At 60.4% G+C, this 17,915-nt stretch carries 17 protein-coding genes; 6 read left to right on the top strand and 11 right to left on the bottom strand.

The window, feature by feature from the left end; all coding sequences use genetic code 11:
• Window positions 1-77: 77 nt before the first annotated feature.
• The 4 genes from acnD to BZK31_RS06695 all read right to left on the bottom strand — a co-directional run bounded on the left by acnD (window position 78) and on the right by BZK31_RS06695 (window position 5,565).
• Window positions 78-2,666: a Fe/S-dependent 2-methylisocitrate dehydratase AcnD gene (acnD, locus tag BZK31_RS06710; RefSeq protein ID WP_083182005.1), complete on the bottom strand. Its 2,589-nt coding sequence runs from the start codon at window positions 2,664-2,666 to the stop codon at window positions 78-80.
• Between the two features lie 71 nt (window positions 2,667-2,737).
• Complete coding sequence (prpC, locus tag BZK31_RS06705; RefSeq protein ID WP_083182004.1) at window positions 2,738-3,865, bottom strand: bifunctional 2-methylcitrate synthase/citrate synthase; 1,128 nt, start codon at window positions 3,863-3,865, stop codon at window positions 2,738-2,740.
• Window positions 3,866-3,967: 102 nt separating this feature from the next.
• Window positions 3,968-4,861, bottom strand: a complete 894-nt coding sequence (gene prpB / locus BZK31_RS06700; RefSeq protein ID WP_083182003.1) for a methylisocitrate lyase — start codon at window positions 4,859-4,861, stop codon at window positions 3,968-3,970.
• Window positions 4,858-5,565 (bottom strand): GntR family transcriptional regulator, encoded by a 708-nt coding sequence (locus BZK31_RS06695; protein ID WP_083182002.1) that lies wholly within the window; start codon window positions 5,563-5,565, stop codon window positions 4,858-4,860. The genes prpB and BZK31_RS06695 overlap by 4 nt, the downstream gene beginning before the upstream one ends.
• Window positions 5,566-5,859: 294 nt before the next feature.
• On the opposite strand from BZK31_RS06695, the gene rloA reads away from it, so the two are divergent.
• The 4 genes from rloA (at window position 5,860) to pabB (ending at window position 10,362) form a co-directional block, all read left to right on the top strand.
• Complete coding sequence (gene rloA / locus BZK31_RS06690; protein WP_083182001.1) at window positions 5,860-6,396, top strand: retropepsin-like aspartic peptidase RloA; 537 nt, start codon at window positions 5,860-5,862, stop codon at window positions 6,394-6,396.
• A gap of 4 nt (window positions 6,397-6,400) precedes the next feature.
• Window positions 6,401-7,939 (top strand): osmotic stress tolerance membrane protein RloB, encoded by a 1,539-nt coding sequence (gene rloB / locus BZK31_RS06685; RefSeq protein WP_083182000.1) that lies wholly within the window; start codon window positions 6,401-6,403, stop codon window positions 7,937-7,939.
• Window positions 7,939-8,916 carry an alpha-L-glutamate ligase-like protein gene (locus tag BZK31_RS06680; protein WP_167377874.1) on the top strand — a complete coding sequence of 326 codons (978 nt, stop codon included), beginning with the start codon at window positions 7,939-7,941 and terminating at the stop codon, window positions 8,914-8,916. Before rloB ends, BZK31_RS06680 begins: the two co-directional genes overlap by 1 nt.
• 96 nt (window positions 8,917-9,012) lie before the next feature.
• Window positions 9,013-10,362 (top strand): aminodeoxychorismate synthase component I, encoded by a 1,350-nt coding sequence (pabB, locus tag BZK31_RS06675; RefSeq protein WP_083181998.1) that lies wholly within the window; start codon window positions 9,013-9,015, stop codon window positions 10,360-10,362.
• Window positions 10,363-10,440: 78 nt separating this feature from the next.
• Here the strand turns inward: pabB and thrH are convergent, their stop codons facing one another.
• Complete coding sequence (thrH, locus tag BZK31_RS06670) at window positions 10,441-11,058, bottom strand: bifunctional phosphoserine phosphatase/homoserine phosphotransferase ThrH (protein ID WP_083181997.1); 618 nt, start codon at window positions 11,056-11,058, stop codon at window positions 10,441-10,443.
• Between the two features lie 174 nt (window positions 11,059-11,232).
• On the opposite strand from thrH, the gene BZK31_RS06665 reads away from it, so the two are divergent.
• A complete protein-coding gene (locus tag BZK31_RS06665) occupies window positions 11,233-11,967 on the top strand; it encodes a phosphoadenylyl-sulfate reductase (RefSeq protein ID WP_083181996.1) in 735 nt (244 codons plus the stop codon).
• Between the two features lie 81 nt (window positions 11,968-12,048).
• Here the strand turns inward: BZK31_RS06665 and cysB are convergent, their stop codons facing one another.
• The 5 genes from cysB to BZK31_RS06640 form a co-directional block, all read right to left on the bottom strand.
• Window positions 12,049-13,023 (bottom strand): HTH-type transcriptional regulator CysB, encoded by a 975-nt coding sequence (cysB, locus tag BZK31_RS06660; protein WP_083181995.1) that lies wholly within the window; start codon window positions 13,021-13,023, stop codon window positions 12,049-12,051.
• Window positions 13,024-13,181: 158 nt separating this feature from the next.
• Window positions 13,182-13,676, bottom strand: a complete 495-nt coding sequence (locus tag BZK31_RS06655; RefSeq protein ID WP_083181994.1) for a universal stress protein — start codon at window positions 13,674-13,676, stop codon at window positions 13,182-13,184.
• Between the two features lie 91 nt (window positions 13,677-13,767).
• On the bottom strand, window positions 13,768-14,673 hold the full coding sequence (locus BZK31_RS06650) for a 5'-nucleotidase (RefSeq protein WP_083181993.1): 906 nt from the start codon (window positions 14,671-14,673) through the stop codon (window positions 13,768-13,770).
• 30 nt (window positions 14,674-14,703) lie between these two features.
• Window positions 14,704-15,657: a putative 2-dehydropantoate 2-reductase gene (locus BZK31_RS06645; protein ID WP_083181992.1), complete on the bottom strand. Its 954-nt coding sequence runs from the start codon at window positions 15,655-15,657 to the stop codon at window positions 14,704-14,706.
• 26 nt (window positions 15,658-15,683) lie between these two features.
• The gene (locus tag BZK31_RS06640; RefSeq protein WP_083182054.1) at window positions 15,684-16,019 is read right to left on the bottom strand and encodes a YbbN family protein; all 336 of its coding nucleotides are present in this window, start codon (window positions 16,017-16,019) and stop codon (window positions 15,684-15,686) included.
• 280 nt (window positions 16,020-16,299) lie between these two features.
• On the opposite strand from BZK31_RS06640, the gene BZK31_RS06635 reads away from it, so the two are divergent.
• The gene (locus tag BZK31_RS06635; protein WP_083181991.1) at window positions 16,300-17,376 is read left to right on the top strand and encodes a 3-deoxy-7-phosphoheptulonate synthase; all 1,077 of its coding nucleotides are present in this window, start codon (window positions 16,300-16,302) and stop codon (window positions 17,374-17,376) included.
• 74 nt (window positions 17,377-17,450) lie between these two features.
• Here BZK31_RS06635 and BZK31_RS06630 read toward each other — a convergent pair whose 3' ends face one another.
• Complete coding sequence (locus BZK31_RS06630; RefSeq protein ID WP_004887702.1) at window positions 17,451-17,732, bottom strand: GNAT family N-acetyltransferase; 282 nt, start codon at window positions 17,730-17,732, stop codon at window positions 17,451-17,453.
• Window positions 17,733-17,915: the final 183 nt, after the last annotated feature.

Genomic DNA, 17,915 nt, shown 5'->3' with positions numbered 1-17,915 from the left:
CCTGTATTGATTGCCTCTGCCTGCGAACACCTGTCGTGCGGCGTAGGGACGCTCGCTCGCGAAACGTGGCGTGCATCCTATGACGCAGTCGCCTCCAGGAAGTCTTGGGCGAAGCGTTGCAGCACGCCACCTGCCTCATAAATCGAGACCTCTTCAGCAGTGTCCAGACGGCAAGTCACCGGCACCTCAAGGCGCTCACCATTTTTGCGCTGGATCACCAGCGTCAGCGTGGCACGCGGCGTACGCTGGCCGATCACGTCGTAGGTTTCGCTGCCGTCGATCCCCAGCGTCAGGCGATTGGTGCCCGGCTTGAACTCCAGTGGCAGGACGCCCATGCCCACCAGGTTGGTCCGGTGGATACGCTCGAATCCTTCGGCCGCGATGGCCTCGACGCCCGCCAGTCGCACGCCCTTGGCCGCCCAGTCGCGAGACGAGCCCTGGCCGTAATCGGCACCGGCGATGATGATCAGCGGCTGCTTGCGCGCCATGTAGGTTTCGATGGCTTCCCACATGCGGGTTACCTGCCCCTCAGGCTCGATACGGGTCATCGATCCCTTCTTGACCTTGCCGTCCACCACCGCCATCTCGTTGACCAGTTGCGGGTTGGCGAAGGTGGCACGCTGGGCGGTCAGGTGATCGCCGCGATGGGTCGCGTAGGAGTTGAAGTCCTCCTCCGGCACGCCCATTTTCGCCAGGTACTCACCTGCCGCGCTGTCGAGCATGATCGCGTTCGACGGCGACAGGTGATCGGTGGTGATGTTGTCCGGCAGCACCGCCAGCGGGCGCATACCCCTGAGCGTGCGCTCTCCGGCCAACGCGCCTTCCCAATACGGCGGACGGCGGATGTAAGTGCTCATGGGGCGCCAGTCATACAGCGGTTCGACCTTCGGGCCGGAATATTCCTCGATGGCGAACATCGGGATGTACACCTGCCGGAACTGCTCGGGCCTGACGGAAGCCTGCACCACGGCGTCGATCTCTTCATCGTCGGGCCAGATGTCCTTGAGGCGGATCGGCTTGCCATCGACGACGCCCAGCACGTCTTTTTCGATATCGAACCGGATGGTACCGGCAATGGCGTAGGCCACGACCAGCGGCGGCGAGGCCAGAAACGCCTGCCTGGCGTAAGGGTGAATGCGCCCGTCGAAGTTGCGATTGCCGGACAGCACGGCGGTGGCATACAGGTCGCGATCAATGATTTCCTGCTGGATGACCGGATCGAGCGCGCCAGACATGCCATTGCACGTGGTGCAGGCGAACGCAACAACGCCGAAGCCCAGTTGCTCCAGTTCACTGGTCAACCCCGCCGCATCCAGGTACAGCGCCACGGTTTTCGAACCGGGCGCCAGGGATGATTTGACCCACGGCTTGCGCATCAGCCCCAAGCGGTTGGCGTTGCGCGCCAAAAGGCCAGCGGCAATCACGTTGCGCGGATTGCTGGTGTTGGTGCAACTGGTGATCGCGGCGATGATCACCGCGCCATCAGGCATCTGGCCCGGCACATCGTCCCACTGCCCGGCAATGCCTCTGGCGGCCAGATCGCTGGTCGCGACACGCGCATGGGGATTGGAAGGCCCGGCCATATTGCGCACCACGCTGGACAGGTCGAAGCTCAAGACACGCTCGTATTCAACCTGCTGCAGTGTGTCAGACCACAACCCGGTGTGCCGGGCGTACAACTCGACGAGCTTGACCTGTTCTTCCTCGCGACCGGTCAGGCGCAAGTAATCGATGGTCTGCGGGTCGATGGAAAACATAGCTGCCGTCGCACCGTATTCCGGCGCCATGTTGGAAATCGTCGCCCGGTCGCCCAGGGTCAGGCTCGTCGCGCCTTCGCCATAGAACTCCAGGTACGCGCCCACCACCTTCTGTTGACGCAGGTATTCGGTCAGGGCCAGCACCACGTCGGTGGCGGTAATGCCGGGCTGTCGGCGGCCGGTCAGCTCGACACCGATGATGTCTGGCAGGCGCATCCACGACGCACGGCCCAGCATCACGTTTTCCGCTTCCAGACCACCAACACCGATGGCGACCACACCCAGCGCATCCACATGCGGCGTGTGGCTGTCGGTGCCGACCAATGTGTCGGGGAACGCCACGCCGTCAAGCACCTGCACCACAGGCGACATTTTCTCCAGATTGATCTGGTGCATAATGCCGTTGCCGGGCGGGATCACCTCGACGTTCTTGAACGCCTGCCTGGTCCAGTCGATGAAGTGAAAACGGTCCTCGTTGCGCCGATCTTCGATGGCACGGTTCTTCTCGAACGCCTGCGGGTCATTGCCACCGCACTCAACGGCAAGCGAATGATCGACGATCAATTGCACCGGCACCACCGGGTTGACCAGCGCGGGGTTGCCGCCCTGGGAAGCAATCGCATCGCGCAACCCGGCCAGATCCACCAGCGCGGTCTGGCCAAGAATGTCATGGCACACCACCCGCGCCGGGAACCAGGGAAAATCCAGGTCGCGGCGACGCTCGATTAACTGGCTCAGCGAAGCGTTCAGGGTTGCCGGATCACAGCGGCGCACCAGATTCTCGGCCAGCACGCGCGACGTGTAAGGCAAGGTGGCGTAGGCGCCGGGCTTGAGGGCTTCGATCGCGGCCTGCGCATCGAAATAGTCGAGTCGGGTGCCGGGGAGCGGTTTGCGGAATTCACTGTTCATTTCGGGACTCGGTCACGGAAAGTTCGAAAAGCGGGCGGGAAGCTCGTGGGCGGCTCCCCTGCCCGTCTGGCTCAGCGCTGCTCGATGGGCACGAAACTGCGTTGCTCGACGCCGGTGTACTCGGCGCTTGGACGAATGATGCGGTTGTTGCTGCGCTGCTCGAACACGTGGGCCGCCCACCCGGTCAGGCGCGAACAGACGAAGATCGGCGTGAACAACTTGGTGGGGATGCCCATGAAGTGATAGGCCGAGGCATGGTAGAAGTCAGCATTGGGAAACAGCTTCTTCTGCTCCCACATGACCTTGTCGATGGCCTCGGACACCGGAAACAGCACGGTGTCGCCCACTTCATCGGCGAGCTTTTTCGACCAGCCCTTGATGACCTCGTTGCGCGGGTCGGACTCTTTGTAGATCGCATGGCCGAAGCCCATGATCTTTTCCTTGCGCTCCAGCATGCCCAGCGTGCCCTGAGTCGCTTCATCGGCCGAGCCAAAGCGCTGGATCATTTCCATGGCCGCTTCGTTGGCGCCGCCATGCAGCGGGCCGCGCAAGGTGCCGATGGCGGCAGTGATGCACGAATACAGGTCGGACAGCGTCGAGGCACAGACACGGGCGGTAAAGGTCGAGGCGTTGAACTCGTGCTCGGCGTACAGAATCAGCGAGACGTCCATGACCTTGCGGTGCAGCTCGCTGGGCGTTTTGTCCAGCAGCAGGTGCAGGAAATGCCCGCCGATAGAGTCCTCGTCGGTGACACAGTCAATGCGCTTGCCTTCATGGCTGAAGCGATACCAATAGCACATGATCGCCGGGAAGGCGGCCAGCAGCCGGTCGGTGGCGTCGCGCTGCTGCTCGAAACTGCGTTCCGGCTCGAGGGTGCCGAGCATCGACGCACCGGTGCGCATGACGTCCATCGGATGGGTGTCGGCGGGAATGCGTTCCAGCACCTCTTTCAGGGCCTGCGGCAACTCGCGCAGCGCCTTGAGCCGCTGCAGGTAGGTGGTCAACTGGATCTGGGTGGGCAGTTCGCCATAGAGCAGCAAGTAGGCGACTTCTTCAAAGCGTGCATCGGCAGCCAGTTCGCGTACGTCATAGCCGCGATAGGTCAGACCGGCACCGGCCATGCCCACTGTGGACAGGGCCGTCTGCCCGGCAACCTGACCCCGCAGCCCGGCGCCGCTCAATACTTTTGCTTCAGCCATTGCATTCTCCAGTTTTTGAAATTGTCGGGAATTGGCGATTCGTGAAAACGATCATGCCCCGCTCCGCAAAGGCGCGAACGGCGATGGAACGACTGTCGCTCATCAGCCCTTCTTCTGCGCGAACAGTGCATCGAGTTTTTGCTCGAAGGTGTGGTAATCGATGGCGTCATACAGTTCCATGCGGGTCTGCATGGTCTCGATCACGTTCTGCTGCGTACCGTCGCGACGGATCACGCCGTAGACATTTTCCGCAGCCTTGTTCATGGCGCGGAACGCCGATAAAGGATAGAGCACCAGTGATACGTCGGCCTCTCGCAACTCGTCGACCGTGAACAGCGGCGTCGCGCCGAATTCAGTAATATTGGCCAGGATCGGCACACCGGCGCGGTTGGCGAATTGTTTGTACATGGCCAACTCGGTGATGGCTTCCGGAAAGATCATGTCCGCACCGGCTTCGATGCAGGCCGCGGCACGTTCCAACGCGGACTCGAGGCCCTCGACCGCCAGCGCATCGGTGCGCGCCATGATCACGAAACTCTCATCGGTGCGCGCATCGACGGCGGCCTTGATGCGGTCGACCATTTCCTGCTGTGACACGATTTCCTTGTTCGGACGATGCCCGCAGCGCTTGGCGCCGACCTGATCTTCGATGTGAATCGCTGCGGCCCCCGCTTTGATCATCGAACGCACGGTGCGCGCCACGTTGAATGCAGACGAACCGAAACCAGTGTCGACATCGACCAGCAAAGGCAGGTCGCAGACATCGGTGATGCGTCGCACGTCGATCAATACGTCCTCCAGCCCGGTGATGCCCAGATCCGGAATGCCCAGCGAGCCGGCAGCCACACCGCCACCGGACAGGTAGATCGCCTTGAAACCGGCACGTTTGGCGAGCAATGCATGATTGGCGTTGATGGCACCGACGACCTGCAACGGTTGTTCGGCGGCGACGGCGTCACGAAAACGCTGTCCGGGAGTTGGGGTGTCGCGACTCATTGTTCACCTCGGTCTTTAGCCGCCTGATAATGGCGCTCGATGTTGCGTCTGGACGCACCGATGTGGCGGCGCATCAATAATTCGGCCAGTTCGCCATCGCGCTCGGCGATGGCATCGAGAATGCGGTGGTGCTCGGCGAACGCCTGGCGAGGCCGATTGGGCGTGGTGGAAAACTGAATGCGGTACATGCGCACCAACTGATAGAGCTCGCCGCAAAGCATTTGGCTGAGGGTGCGGTTGCCGCTGCCCTGAATGATCCGGTAATGGAAGTCGAAGTCACCTTCCTGCTGGTAGTAACCGACACCGGCCTGGAATGCCGCGTCGCGCTCATGGGTGTCGAGCACCCGGCGCAGCTCGTCGATGTCCCCGGTGGTCATGCGCTCGGCAGCCAGTCGGCAGGCCATGCCTTCGAGGGATTCGCGGATTTCATACAGCTCGATCAGCTCGGCATGACTGAGCGACACGACGCGCGCGCCCACATGCGGGACGCGTACCACCAGCCGCTGACCTTCAAGGCGATGAATGGCCTCGCGCAGCGGACCGCGACTGATGCCATAAGTACGCGCCAGTTCCGGTTCGGAAATCTTGCTGCCGGGCGCGATCTCACCCTTGACGATGGCCGCCTGAATGCGCCGGAAGACGTTCTCGGACAGGGTTTCCGAATCGTCGCCAAACGCAGTGGCACTTTCGAGTACGCTCAACATTGTTGACACCTGACTCTTCGATGACGACAAATCTAGCTCCATGAGCCCTTAACGTCAAAGGCAAAACCCGGATTGTCGACAATCATCTAATGGCGAGCTTCTTACCGACGCCAGATTTCGTAGCGCGGCAGCGGCGTAAAACTGGCGCCTCAAAGGCATCATGCTAGAATGCGCGCCACGTCTGCACTGCGCCGTCCCGGTCCCGGACCTCGGCCTGCGACCCCCGACTGCCCATCATCAGGCCCATCCCGTTTGCGCCCTGACCTTCAGTTTTCGCTCATCGCGCCAGGATTTATGAGACCACAGACCTTCACTACGCTGCTCTGCCTGCTGTTTTTGCCGACGTTCTGCGTCGCCGCCACCAAGACAGTCTATGGCCTGAACGAATACGCACAGCTCGCCGACATTGACCTTGAAGTCGCCGCCAAGCTCGACACCGGGGCCAAGACAGCATCGCTCAGCGCCCGCGACATCAAGCACTTCAAGCGCAACGGCGAAAGCTGGGTACGCTTCTATCTGGCCATCGATGACAGTCACGCTCACCCCATCGAACGGCCGCTGGCACGGGTCAGCAAGATCAAGCGGCGCGCCGACGACCGCGACCCGGATGACGAGAAACAATACACCGCCCGCCCGGTCATCAGTCTGTCGGTCTGCATGGGTGAAGTTTTACGCACCATAGAAGTGAACTTGACCGACCGAAGTGCTTTCCAATACCCGCTTTTGATCGGCTCCGAAGCCCTGAAACACTTCGATGCGCTGGTCGATCCAAGTCTTAAATATGCGGCAGGGAAGCCTGGCTGCGCTTCCGTCGCTCAAAACGCAGAGTAAATACATGCGCTCTCTCACGCTCCATCTGAAAATCCTGATCACTGCCCTGGTGACCCTGGGCATTGCGATCACGGCGTATCAGATACTGGCGCTCGGCATCCCGGTGACCGAAGACGAAACCGATGACCTGTGGAATATCGACGCCAAGGTCGAGTTCGTTGCCAACCCCAAGGACTCGGTCAAGATACAGATGTTCGTGCCGCCGCTGGCCCACGACTACATCAGTCTCAATGAAAGCTTCATTTCCAATAACTACGGCGTGAGCGTCAACCGCGGCGACGGCAATCGCAGGGTGACCTGGTCGACCCGACGCGCCACCGGCAACCAGACGCTGTACTACCGACTGGTCCTGACCAAGCGCTACAGCGGTGAAAAGCCCAAGCTCAAGGGCCCGATCTTCCGTGACAGCCTGCCGGTCGAAGGCCCGGAAAAGATCGCCGCCGAAGCCTTGCTCGCGCCGATCCGTCAGCATTCGGCCGATGTCGAAACGTTCATCACCGAGGCTATCAAACGCGTCAACAACCTGAACGACGATAACGTCAAACTGTTGCTGGCCGGCGACATCTCGGCCGGCAAGAAAGCCCAGGTCATCGAATTGCTGCTGTCGGTAGCCCATGTGCCGATGGAGAAAGCCCACACCATTCGCCTGCAAGCCGATCAGCCGCAGACACCGGAACTGTGGCTGCGCAGCTTCAACGGCAAGGAATGGCTGTACTTCAACCCGGAAACCGGCGAAGCAGGCCTGCCGGACGACCGCCTGCTGTGGTGGACCGGTGACGAAAACCTGGTCACAGTCGAGGGCGGCAAGAAAGTGCAGGTCACGTTCAGCCTGAACAACAGCGAAATGAACGCCATGCGCCTGGCCAAGCTGACCGACGCCAGCACCGACTCGGACTTCCTCGCCTATTCGCTGTACGGCTTGCCGCTGCAGACTCAGCAGACGTTCATGATCATGGTGATGATCCCGATTGGTGTGCTCGTTATCCTCATTCTGCGCAACCTGATCGGCTTGCAGACGCTGGGCACGTTCACCCCGGTGCTGATTGCGCTGGCCTTTCGCGAAACCCAGCTGGGCTTTGGCATCGCGCTGTTCACGGTGATCACCGCACTGGGGCTTTCGCTACGCTCGTACCTGGAACACCTGAAACTGCAGATGCTGCCAAGGCTGTCGGTGGTATTGACCTTCGTGGTGGTTCTGATCGCCGCCATCAGCCTGTTCAGCCACAAACTGGGGCTGGAGCGCGGATTGTCGGTCGCCCTGTTCCCCATGGTGATTCTGACCATGACCATCGAACGCCTGTCCATCACCTGGGAAGAACGCGGGGCCAGCCATGCAATGAAAGTCGCCATCGGTACACTGTTCGCGGCTTCGCTGGCGCATCTGATTATGAGCGTGCCGGAGCTGACCTACTTCGTGTTCACCTTCCCGGCCGTGCTGCTGGTGCTGGTCGGCTTCATGCTGGCGATGGGCAGGTACCGTGGCTATCGCCTGACCGAGCTGATGCGCTTCAAGGCATTCCTCAAAGAGGAACAGGCCAAGTGATCGGCTGGTGGAAAACCTGGAAGGCGCTGGAAGCGCGCGGCATCATGGGCATCAACCGGCGTAACGCTGATTACGTGCTCAAGTACAACAAGCGCAGCCTGTACCCGATCGTCGATGACAAGATCATCACCAAGGAACGCGCCATCCAGGCGGGTATTCATGTGCCCGAGATGTATGGCGTGATTTCCACAGAAAAGGAAATCGATCAGCTCGACGAGATCATCGGCGGACGCAACGACTTCGTGATCAAACCGGCTCAGGGTGCGGGCGGCGACGGCATTCTGGTAATCGCCGACCGCTTCGAAGACCGCTATCGCACGGTGTCGGGACGCATCATCAGCAAGTCGGAAATCGAGCACCAGGTGTCCAGCATCCTGACCGGGCTGTATTCGCTGGGCGGGCACCGCGATCGGGCGCTGATCGAATATCGGGTCACGCCGGACCCGATATTCAAGAGCATCAGTTACGAAGGCGTGCCGGACATCCGCATTATCGTGCTGATGGGCTACCCGGTGATGGCCATGTTGCGTCTGCCCACACGTCAATCGGGCGGCAAGGCCAATCTGCACCAGGGCGCCATTGGCGTCGGTGTCGATCTGGCCACGGGTATTACTTTGCAGGGCACCTGGCTGAACAGCATCATCAGCAAACACCCGGACACCACCAACTCGGTCGATGGCGTGCAACTGCCTAACTGGGACGGTTTCATGAAGCTGTCAGCTGAATGTTACGAGTTGTGCGGGCTGGGCTACATCGGCGTCGACATGGTGCTCGATCAGGACAAAGGCCCCCTTATCCTTGAGCTCAACGCCCGTCCCGGCCTGAATATCCAGATTGCCAACGACAGCGGCCTGACTCACCGCACCCAGGCGGTGGAAGCGCGCATTGAGCAACTGGCTCTGGAGGGTCGGCAGGAAACGCCTCAGGAACGGGTCGACTTCGTGCAGGCGCTGTTCGGCCACGTACCCAGCGCCTGATTGCGCTGATCGGCTGCCCAATCCCGACATACCCCTAGGAGGCATCCGGCCGGCGGATTACAATCCCCGGCCGCGCCTCCCCACTGACGTTACGACATGCCCATCTGCTCATTACACTCCCTGCCGTACAGCGCCGACCCGGCCGTGTATTTTTCACGGATTCGCCAGGCACCGGGCGCAGTCCTGCTCGACAGCGGCAGACCCACGGCGCAACGTGGTCGCTTCGACCTGCTGAGCGCCTGGCCGCAGCAGACCCTGGCGGCAGAGGATAGAGAAAGCGCCAGCGCCTACCTGGGCCGACTGCGCGAAGGGCTGGCGTCGATGGGTCGCGCCGACCTGCCACCCGGCTGCCTGCTGCCGTTCGCCGGAGGACTGATCGGCTACCTGAGCTACGACTTCGGCCGTCGTCTGGAGCCATTGCCGAGCCACTCCCGCGATGACCTGCACCTGCCCGACGCCCGGCTGGGCCTGTATGGCTGGGCACTGATCAGCGACCATCAGGCGCAGACCAGCCAGTTGATGTTTCATCCGGTCATGACCGATACCGAGCGGCACCGGCTGATCGAGGTGTTCAGTGATACCGGCGTCGCCAGCCCGACTTCTGCTCCGTTCGCCCTGCAGCGGCCGTTCCAGCCGGGCATTGACGCCGCCGATTATCGAACGGCCTTCGAGCGCATTCAGGCATACATTCAGGCGGGCGACTGTTATCAGGTCAATCTCACGCAGCGCTTCCAGGCCCCCTGCTCGGGAGACGCCTGGCAAGCCTATCGCGCCTTGCGCGCAGCCTGTCCGACACCCTTTGCAGGTTATCTGACCCTGCCGGGCGACGATGCGATTCTGAGTCTGTCCCCTGAGCGCTTCGTCAAAGTCAGTGATCGGCAGGTCGAAACCCGCCCGATCAAAGGCACCCGCCCGCGTGGCGCCGACCCGGCGCAAGACGCTGCCTTTGCCGAGCAGTTGCTGGCCAGTGAAAAGGACCGTGCGGAAAATCTGATGATCGTCGACTTGCTGCGCAACGACCTGGGCCGCAGCTGCCGAACGGGATCGGTGAGAGTGCCTGAGCTGTTCAGCCTGGAGAGTTACCCCAACGTGCACCATCTGGTCAGCAGCGTGACCGGTGAGCTGGCGGCGGACCATGACGCTCTGGACCTGATCGCCGGCAGCTTCCCCGGTGGTTCGATCACCGGCGCGCCGAAGATTCGGGCCATGCAGATCATCGACGAACTGGAGCCGACCCGACGCAGCCTGTATTGCGGCTCGCTGATCTACCTGGACGTACGCGGAGAAATGGACAGCTCCATCGCCATCCGCAGCTTGCTGATCAAGAACGGCGTGATTTCATGCTGGGGCGGCGGCGGGATAGTCGCAGACTCGGAGTGCGAGGCGGAATACCAGGAAACGTTTACCAAAGTCCGCGTACTGCTCGACACCCTGAACGCGCTCTGAAGCACTGAATGTGCACGCCCACATGCAGTGGGCACGTTCAGCAAACGGCAACTTCCGCCAGCCATGCGCGAAGCGTTTCTAAAGCGTCAGGTCCCTGTTCGAAGCATTGATGAACGCCGTCTTCAAGTCCTCGAAGGTATGCACCGCCGGGAACTGCGGAAACTCGCGGATCACATTTTCAGGGGCGTGGAACAGAATGCCGACATCGGCCTCGCCCAGCATGGTCGTGTCGTTGTAGGAATCGCCCGCCGCGATGATGCGGTAATACAGACTCTTGAAGGCCAATACCGACTGGCGTTTGGGGTCTTTCTGACGTAACTGATAGCCGATGACCCGATCGGTCTCATCGGTGATCAAACGATGACACAGCAAGGTCGGAAAGCCCAACTGACGCATCAGCGGCTGGGAGAACTCATAAAAGGTGTCCGACAGAATCACCACCTGAAAGCGCTCGCGCAGCCAGTCGACGAACTCTACCGCGCCGTCCAGCGGTTTGAGGGTGCCGATCACTTCCTGAATGTCTGACAGCTTCAGGCCATGTTCGTCGAGAATGCGCAGACGCTGCTTCATCAGCACGTCGTAGTCGGGAATGTCCCGTGTCGTGGCGCGCAAGGACTGGATACCGGTTTTCTCGGCAAAGGTAATCCAGATTTCCGGTACCAGCACACCTTCCAGATCGAGACAGGCAATTTCCACAAAACACTCCTCAAAGGGCACTTCACGACAAAGGGAAGCCGCACTCTAGCCGCTCGACCTACCCCGCGCAACGCACCACGGGTTGGTGCGCAGCGGCCACGGCACGATGGATTTTGTTACCATTGCCGCCATCACGAGCGCTTAAGCGCCACCCTTTACCCAGGAAGCCGCCTGATGAGCCAACCCTTCGACGTCGCCGAGCTGGCGACGACTTATGCGAACAAGTCTGCGCAGGACATTCTGAAACTGGCCTTCGAACATTTCGGTGACGAGCTGTGGATTTCCTTCAGCGGCGCCGAAGACGTGGTGCTGGTGGACATGGCCTGGAAGCTGAACAAAAACGTCAAGGTGTTCAGCCTCGACACCGGGCGTCTGCACCCGGAGACCTACCGTTTCATCGAACAAGTGCGCGAGCACTACAAGATCGACATTGAGATCATGTCGCCAGACCAGAGCAAGCTCGAACCCTTCGTCAAGGAAAAAGGACTGTTCAGCTTCTATCGCGACGGTCACGGCGAATGCTGTGGGGTGCGCAAGATCGAACCGCTGCGACGCAAGCTGTCGGGCGTCAAGGCCTGGGCCACTGGCCAGCGCCGCGACCAGAGCCCGGGCACGCGCAGCACGGTGGCAGCGCTGGAGATCGATACGGCGTTTTCGACACCCGAGCGCACGCTGTACAAGTTCAACCCGCTGGCGCAGATGAGCAGTGAAGAAATCTGGGGTTATATCCGGATGCTGGAACTGCCTTACAACAGCCTGCACGAGCGCGGTTTCATCAGTATCGGCTGCGAACCCTGCACACGTCCTGTACTGCCCAACCAGCACGAGCGCGAAGGTCGTTGGTGGTGGGAAGAGGCCACTCAGAAAGAGTGCGGCCTGCATGCAGGCAATCTGATCGCCAAGGTCTGACCGATCGGGGATTGACGTTTTGCGGCGTCATTGCGGGCGGCGAATCAGGCCCGCAATGAACGCTGTCTGGTGCAGGGCCGGTCAGTGAACCGGAAGCTCGACGTTGGCGAACAACTCTTCCATGTCCTGCTTGTTGTGGCAAGTAATCGCCTTGGCCATGACTTCGCGGGTCAGGTGCGGGGCGAATTTTTCGATGAAGTCGCACATGAAGCCGCGCAGGAACGTGCCGCGACGGAAGGCGATTTTGGTCACACTGGACTCGAACAGGTCGCTGGCATCCAGAATCACCAGATCGCTGTCCAGCTCCTCGTCCACTGCCATCCTGGCGACGATCCCCACACCCAGATTGAGCCGCACGTAAGTCTTGATCACGTCGGCGTCCGCCGCTGTGAACACCACCTTGGGCACCAGGCCACGATGACTGAAGGCTTCGTCCAGCTTGGAGCGCCCGGTAAAACCGAAGACGTACGTCACGATCGGGTATTCGGCGAGCAGCTCCAGCGTCAGTTTCGGCGCCTTGGTCAGGGGATGACCCTGAGGCACCACGACGCATCGGTTCCAGCGATAGCACGGCATCATCACCAGATCACTGAACTGTTCGAGCGCTTCAGTGGCGATGGCGAAATCAACGGTACCGTCAGCCGCCATTTCGGCGATCTGCGTGGGCGATCCCTGATGCATGTGCAACGCCACATCCGGGTATTGCCTGATGAAATTGCTGATGACAGGCGGTAAGGCATAGCGCGCCTGAGTGTGCGTCGTTGCAATCGACAGCGTACCCTTTTTCTCGTTGGAGAATTCCTGGGCGATCTGTTTGATGCTTTCGACCTTGCGCAAAATCTCACCCGCCGTGGTGATGATGCGCTCGCCTGCCGGTGTGACACGCGTCAAGTGCTTGCCGCTGCGCGCAAACACCTCGACCCCCAGTTCGTCTTCAAGCAGACGGATCTGCTTGCTGATACCGGGCTGTGACGTGTAAAGGCTCTGTGCCGTCGCGGAAACGTTGAGGTCGTGGTGCGCCACTTCCCAAATGTAGCGCAGTTGTTGGAGCTTCATATGTATCCCTCAAAGCAGATAAACCCTAGGGGCATCAGCGACGGTATATAACTGGATTAATGGTCAGGCGAATAATTCTAGAACTTTTTATCACCTTTGTAAGGCGATGGCACGCTCGATTTCACTTAAACCGCCAATTAAACCTCTGAACCTTCGCTCTACCCTCGCCCTCTGTTCTGCATCATGGGCACCATGTAAACCGGTACTTCGGAAAGCTGTAGAACCCTGGCGGCCGTACGACCGATCGACGCGCCCTCTTTCGCCCTGTGGCTGTGACTGCCCACCACAAGCAAATCCACATCCAGTTTTCGCGCCTGCTCAAGAATAACGCTGGAGGGTTCTCCCTGAACGACCCGCACTGTGCGGATGAAAGACAGGTCTTTATGACCTTCACCCAGTTCTTCACGAAACCCGTCGAGCATCCGTTGCTCTATTCCATCCATGAACGCACTCACACCCCTGTTGTGAAGTTCCTTCAACGCATCCTCACCCAGATAACTCTGCAACACCGACTCGGCGAACAGCCCCATGGGCTCTACGACATGGATAACGTAAAGTTCGGCATCGAACGTCCGGGCCAATGCCAGCGCATGCTGTGTCACATAGGGCGCGTACAGACCGAGGTCTGTGGCATACAGCATCGAACGAACCATACAACCTCCCTAACAGCCACAATGGCGGAGATTGATTCAGCTTAGCAGCGCGCCAAAGGCTGCGACGGCGGACAATTGACGGTCGGTCCGCTCAAAGCTTGATCTCATTGGTGATTCCGTGGGGCACGTGGCCGGTCGCCACTACCTCGCGGGCCCTTTCGCAGTGTCCCGGTTGATCGTCGAAGAACACATCGGCGGCGAACGCTTCAAGAAATGCCGCCTTCTGCAGCCCGCCGAGAAACAGTGACTCATCCAGCCGGATATCCCATTCACGCAGGGTACGGATCACGCGTTCATGGGCAGGCGCCGAACGGGCGGTCACCAGCGCGGTGCGGATCGGACAACTGGCCTCGGGAAACTCACGCTGCAACAGGTTGAGCGCCGCGAGAAACGGCTTGAACGGCCCGCCCCGCAAAGGCTCACGGGCCGACTCGCGCTCGCTGGCCTGAAACGCGGCCAGGCCACCTGACTGATAGACGCGCTCCGACTCATCGGAAAACAGCACCGCATCGCCATCGAACGCGATGCGCAACTCCGCGCTGGCCGCCCGTCGCGCCCCTCCGGACAGGATGGTCGCTGCAGCAAATCCGGCGTCCAGCGCACTGCGCACGTCCTCAGCATGGGTCGACAGAAACAGATGGCAGCCAAACGCCGCCAGATAAGGATAAGGACTGCGGCCGCCAACGAAAGCGGCGCGGCTGATGTCCAGCCCGTAGTGCTGAATCGAATTGAACACCCGCAGTCCGGTGTCGGCACTGTTGCGCGACACCAGCACCACTTCGACCCGCGCCTTGCTCAGGCTGGCGTTGAGGCTGAGCAGCTTCTCCACCAACAGATAGGCATCGCCCGGCTCGAGAATTTCGTCTTCGTGCTCGATCTGATACTGGCGGTAGGCCTCGACCCCCTCAGCCATGTACACCGCATGGCTGTCGCTCAGATCGAACAGCGCTCGCGAAGAAATCGCCAGCACCAGCTTGTGGTCTTCAGCATCGGCCATAGGGACGCTCACCTTCAGGGTTTGTACTCATCAAGGGTTCCGATCGACAAAGGCCAGCGCCTGATACAGCGTGCGCATTCGCGGCATGTCGCAGCCCGCCTCGAGCGCAGCGGCCAGTGGACGAGCATAAATGGCGTCCAGCTCTAGCGGACGTTTTTCAACCAGATCGTGATGCATGCTGGGTTTGTAGTCCGGCATGCTTTCAGTGACGGCAAACAAGTGCTGTGCGAACCCGTCAGGCAGGACATGACCGCAGGCCCGAGCGCCCTGCACGACCTCATCCATCAATGCCATCACCAGTTCGCGGCTGGCGGGGTCACTCATGAGTTGCGAGGTGCTGGTACGCAGCAATGCCGAGAGCCCGTTGTACGGCACGTTCCACACCAGCTTCTGCCAGCGCGCCTGCTGCAGATCGGCCATCACATGCGCCTCGACCCCGGCCTGCCTGAACATCTGCGCGCCAGCCTCGACAATTGACAGACGTTCAGCCTGATCCGCTGCCGGACCACTGTGATAGCCCACGCTAACAGCTCCGAACGCTTGATGCGTGACCATGCCCGGAGCAGTGCGGTGCACACAGACGAAACACAACCCGCCCAGCAGGTGCAGATTTTCCGGCAATACGGCTCGCAGCTGCTCTTCAACCGCCAACCCGTTCTGCAGCAACAGGACTTTCGCGCCCTCAGCCGCCATCCGAGTGATGATCGGCCCCAGCGCGGCGTTGCCGGTGCTTTTGGTGCCGACCAGCAACCAGTCACAAGGCGGTACATCAGCGGCTGAAGAGTACGCCTGCACCGGATCAAGATGCAGATCGCCATGAACGGCGCTGTGGACCTGCAGGCCGTTGCTGACCACGGCGTCGAACTCACTGCGCAGCAGGAAATGCACATCGAATCCGGCCCGCGCCAGCATGAGGCCATAAAAGCCGCCAATGGCACCGGTGCCCACGATGCCGATTCGCGGCCGCTTCGTTTCACTGCTCATAACGTCTCTCTTGCTGACTGTCTGTTTCAGGGCAATTCGTCAGGTGTCCCGCACAGCGCACGGTCCAGCGCCGACGCCAGCCCTTCGAAGGTCAGGGGCGCTCGAAGCCCACCGTAGAACACGCCGTCCCGGACCACGAACAGCGCGGGCAGATGAAATACCTCATAACGCTGCACCGCGCCGCCATTGTCCTGAGCGTCGATCCAGCACAACCGATCGACGGGCAGCTCCATGCCGGGCAATTGCTGCCGGGCCCAGCGACAGGCGGAGCAGCCGACGCTGGTGAAAATCAGCAGTGAAGTGCCGCCCAGCCCGAGCAATTGATGATCAATGTCGAAGTCGCTCAGTTGCAGTTCTCTCAACAAAATACCCTCACCTCTGGACGCACACTATCCGTCGCGAGGCCCGCGGTTGCAAATGACAGATGCGTCAGCCCCGGCAGGACACACGGTGAGCCAAGGCCAAAACGGGCGAAGACGCCCGGACTGGCGGACGGTAAACCGGCCCGATGCCCTGCTTTGCCCATTGTCGAACAGCGGGTTAACGCGCTAAGGTTCCGCTCCCCACTGCGCTCAAACCTGCTGGGCACCGCCGCACAGGGGATCGCAGGCGGCCAGTACCCGCGACCTGATGAGTAACACGATGGCTGATTTACCGATTGACGACCTCAACGTTGCATCCAACGAGACTTTGATCACGCCGGATCAGCTCAAGCGCGACATCCCTCTGACCGACGCTGCCTTGCACACCGTCAGCCAGGGCCGCGAAGTGATCCGCAACATTCTCGACGGCAATGATCACCGCCTGTTCATCGTGATCGGCCCGTGCTCGATCCACGACCTGAAAGCGGCGAAGGAATACGCCGAACGCCTCAAGGCACTGGCGGCCGAGGTTTCGGACACGCTGTATCTGGTGATGCGCGTCTATTTCGAGAAGCCTCGCACGACCGTCGGCTGGAAAGGCCTGATCAACGATCCGTATCTGGACGACTCGTTCAAGATTCAGGACGGCCTGCACATCGGTCGTCAGTTGCTGCTGGACCTGGCCGAAATGGGCCTGCCGACCGCGACCGAAGCGCTGGACCCGATCTCCCCGCAATACCTGCAGGACCTGATCAGTTGGTCGGCCATCGGCGCCCGGACCACCGAATCCCAGACGCACCGCGAAATGGCATCCGGCCTGTCCTCGGCCGTTGGCTTCAAGAACGGCACCGATGGCGGCCTGACCGTGGCCATCAATGCCTTGCAGTCAGTTTCCAGCCCGCATCGTTTTCTGGGTATCAACCAGGAAGGCGGCGTGTCCATCGTCACCACCAAAGGCAATGCCTATGGTCACGTCGTGCTGCGTGGCGGCAACGGCAAGCCCAACTATGACTCGGTGAGCGTCGCGCTCTGTGAACAGGCGCTTAACAAGGCCGGCATTCGTCCCAATATCATGGTCGATTGCAGCCACGCCAACTCCAACAAGGACCCTGCCCTGCAACCGCTGGTCATGGAAAACGTCGCCAACCAGATTCTGGAAGGCAACGAGTCGATCATTGGTCTGATGGTCGAAAGCCACCTGAACTGGGGTTGTCAGGCGATTCCGAAGGACCTGTCGGAATTGCAGTACGGCGTATCCATCACCGACGCCTGCATCGACTGGGAAAGCACCGAGAAGACCTTGCGCGGCATGCACGCCAAGCTCAAGGACATTCTGCCTGCCCGCACACGCAAGTAACTGTCCTGCACTCACGAAAACGCCGAGCACATGCTCGGCGTTTTTCTGTTACAGGCATTATGACCTGACGCGAATCAGATCTTGGCAGCCTGCCGTTGATGACGCTCCATGTAACGCTCGACATAGGAGCAGGACGGAATCACGGTGTAGCCCATGCTGTCGGCGTAATCGAGGGCCTTTTCAGTCAGGGCCGCCGCAATACCTCTGCCGCGCAAAGCATCAGGGACGAAAGTCCGGTAGAAATCCAGGGTCTGTTTCCCCAGATCCATATAGGTCAGGTAGGCACGATGACCGTCGATATTAATTTCGAACTGGTGGCCGGTCTGATCATGGTGGATGGACAACGCCTCGCTCATCGCTACTCCTCGCGGGTCTTGGAATTTGACCCCTACCTTACCGATCTTTTTCCGGCGAAGGAACATCTACGCCACCCTGTGCCTGTTTTTGACACCGAGAAGAGCCTGGCTGATCTCTGCAAAGAGCACCTGTAAATAGTAGGCGTCATTGGCGCAGATGCTCAAGTGTGGTGCATATAAAAA

The organism is Pseudomonas floridensis, from assembly GCF_002087235.1.
In the GTDB taxonomy this organism is placed as follows: Bacteria; Pseudomonadota; Gammaproteobacteria; order Pseudomonadales; family Pseudomonadaceae; genus Aquipseudomonas; species Aquipseudomonas floridensis.
This window is presented reverse-complemented; position numbering and strand designations above follow the sequence as displayed.

Coding starts and splice junctions, on each gene's coding strand:
- rloA (WP_083182001.1), top strand. CDS start 5,860: ATGAGACCACAGACCTTCACTACGCTGCTCTGCCTGCTGTTTTTGCCG.
- BZK31_RS06695 (WP_083182002.1), bottom strand. CDS start 5,565: ATGTTGAGCGTACTCGAAAGTGCCACTGCGTTTGGCGACGATTCGGAA.
- BZK31_RS06655 (WP_083181994.1), bottom strand. CDS start 13,676: ATGGTTCGTTCGATGCTGTATGCCACAGACCTCGGTCTGTACGCGCCC.
- BZK31_RS06635 (WP_083181991.1), top strand. CDS start 16,300: ATGGCTGATTTACCGATTGACGACCTCAACGTTGCATCCAACGAGACT.
- BZK31_RS06665 (WP_083181996.1), top strand. CDS start 11,233: ATGAGCCAACCCTTCGACGTCGCCGAGCTGGCGACGACTTATGCGAAC.
- cysB (WP_083181995.1), bottom strand. CDS start 13,023: ATGAAGCTCCAACAACTGCGCTACATTTGGGAAGTGGCGCACCACGAC.
- BZK31_RS06650 (WP_083181993.1), bottom strand. CDS start 14,673: ATGGCCGATGCTGAAGACCACAAGCTGGTGCTGGCGATTTCTTCGCGA.
- prpC (WP_083182004.1), bottom strand. CDS start 3,865: ATGGCTGAAGCAAAAGTATTGAGCGGCGCCGGGCTGCGGGGTCAGGTT.
- BZK31_RS06645 (WP_083181992.1), bottom strand. CDS start 15,657: ATGAGCAGTGAAACGAAGCGGCCGCGAATCGGCATCGTGGGCACCGGT.
- rloB (WP_083182000.1), top strand. CDS start 6,401: ATGCGCTCTCTCACGCTCCATCTGAAAATCCTGATCACTGCCCTGGTG.
- pabB (WP_083181998.1), top strand. CDS start 9,013: ATGCCCATCTGCTCATTACACTCCCTGCCGTACAGCGCCGACCCGGCC.
- BZK31_RS06630 (WP_004887702.1), bottom strand. CDS start 17,732: ATGAGCGAGGCGTTGTCCATCCACCATGATCAGACCGGCCACCAGTTC.
- prpB (WP_083182003.1), bottom strand. CDS start 4,861: ATGAGTCGCGACACCCCAACTCCCGGACAGCGTTTTCGTGACGCCGTC.
- acnD (WP_083182005.1), bottom strand. CDS start 2,666: ATGAACAGTGAATTCCGCAAACCGCTCCCCGGCACCCGACTCGACTAT.